General features: G+C 71.1%; 1 protein-coding gene. It reads right to left on the bottom strand.

Going from position 1 to position 461, the window contains the following annotated elements; all coding sequences use genetic code 11:
- On the bottom strand, nt 1-461 hold a 461-nt coding region (locus EOA60_RS36940), incomplete at both ends, for an aldehyde dehydrogenase family protein (RefSeq protein WP_348632766.1).

The following is a 461-nucleotide window of genomic DNA, read 5'->3' as shown; positions in this document are numbered from 1 at the left end:
CGCATGGGCCGCGAGGTCGGTCCGCGGCTGGCCAAGCGTTTTGCACGCGCGGTGCTCGAGCTCGGCGGCAACAATGCCGGCATCGTCTGCCCGAGCGCCGCGCGCGCAAAACGCTTGGCCAGCCGCGGACCCACCTCGCGGCCCATGCGGGCCCAGCCCGTGGCCGAGACCAGCGGCACCTTCGGATGGTCGACCAGCACCTCGCCGACGGCGCGGTCGCCGATCAGCACCTGGAGCAGGCCTTCCGGCGCATCGGCGCCGAAACGCCTGGCGGCGCGCTCGAAGATCGCCTCGCAGGCAAGCGCCGTCAGCGGCGCCTTTTCCGACGGCTTCCACACCACCGCGTCACCGCACACGAGTGCAAGTGCCGCGTTCCACGACCACACCGCGACGGGGAAGTTGAAGGCCGAGATCACGCCGACGACGCCGAGCGGATGCCAGGTTTCCATCATGCGGTGTCC

The organism is Mesorhizobium sp. M1A.F.Ca.IN.020.06.1.1 (assembly GCF_004023265.1).
Lineage (GTDB): Bacteria > Pseudomonadota > Alphaproteobacteria > Rhizobiales > Rhizobiaceae > Mesorhizobium.
The sequence above is the reverse complement of the archived record's forward strand: the minus strand, read 5'-3'. Positions and strand labels throughout refer to the sequence as shown.